This window comes from Neisseria sp. P0021.S006, assembly GCF_051956895.1.
Genome location: NZ_JBQCWZ010000388.1, coordinates 1 through 1,306 on the forward strand (window position 1 = coordinate 1; position 1,306 = coordinate 1,306).

Genomic DNA, 1,306 nt, shown 5'->3' on the forward strand with positions numbered 1-1,306 from the left:
TTTATGGGCGGTGGGCTTAATGCTGTTTGCCCTGTTTTTTGGGGCAGGGAACCTGATTTTTCCTGCTTTTTTGGGACAGCAGGCCGGTGATAACTGGCTTTCGGCCATGTTCGGCTTTTTGCTGACGGGCGCAGGTTTGCCATTGTTGGGCGTGATTGCCGTCGGCTATTCCGGCTCGCGCGATGTGGAAGCATTGGCCTCCCGTGTTGCGCCTTGGTACGGCGTGACTTTTGCTACCGCGCTTTATCTGGCAATCGGCCCTCTGTTTGCCATGCCGCGTACGGCGACAGTATCTTTTGAAACCGCGATTTCCCCTTTCATTGATGAATCTTGGAAAAGCATCGCATTGGCAGTATTCAGCCTGGTGTTTTTCGGCATTACTTATTGGCTGTCGATTTCTCCGGGGAAGCTGGTTGACCGTATCGGTAAAATTCTCACGCCTGTTTTGTTGCTGTCAATTGCGATATTGGTCGGCTATGCCGCCATTAACCCGATGGGCGTGCCGCAGGCGGCGCAAGGCGATTTTGTCACTCATCCGTTGGTTAAAGGCATTTTGGAAGGCTATGGCACCATGGACGCGCTGGCTTCGCTGGTGTTTGCCATTATAGTCATTGATGCCGTTCGCGCCATGGGCGTGGACAACCGCGCGGACTTGCTGAAGACAACGACGATTTCCGGTGTGTTGGCGGCTTCTTGTTTGGCAGTAGTTTACCTGTTTATTGGCTATATGGGCGCGACAGGTGTGGCCGGTATCGGCTTGCAGGAAAATGGCGCGTCGGTTTTGTCTAAAACTGCACAACACTATTTCGGTACGGCCGGTATTGTGCTGCTTGGCGTTATGGTGCTGCTTGCCTGTCTGAGTACGGCGGTTGGCTTGATTACTTCATGTGCCGAATATTTCAACCGTCTTTGCCCGGGTATTTCTTATAAAACCTTTGTAATACTGAATACGGTGGTGTCTATTCTGTTGGCCAACAAAGGCCTGTCAGCGATTTTGCAGTTTTCCATCCCTATGTTGATGCTGTTGTATCCGCTGACCATCGTCATCATTCTGCTGGCTTTGACAGATAAATTGTTTGGCGGCGGCCGTATTGTCTATTTCTGCACCATGATGGCGGCCCTTGTGGTCGGTTTGCTCGATGCCTATAATGCCGCGTTTGGATTTGATGCCGACACCGCTGCCGCTATCGAGCGCGCATTGCCGTTTTACAATATCGGTTTAGGATGGGTTGTTCCCTCTTTAGCCTGCTTTATACTCGGCTGCATTTTGAATGCGGCGTTGAAGAAAAAAGCATGATGATAAAAC

General features: G+C 51.1%; 1 protein-coding gene. It reads left to right on the forward strand.

Annotation, left to right across the window (positions count from 1 at the left end; all coding sequences use genetic code 11):
* Window positions 1-1,297, forward strand: a 1,297-nt coding sequence (gene brnQ, locus ACTHUM_RS14380) for a branched-chain amino acid transport system II carrier protein (RefSeq protein ID WP_440403208.1), incomplete at its 5' end; no start/stop codon positions are given.
* Window positions 1,298-1,306 lie beyond the last annotated feature (9 nt).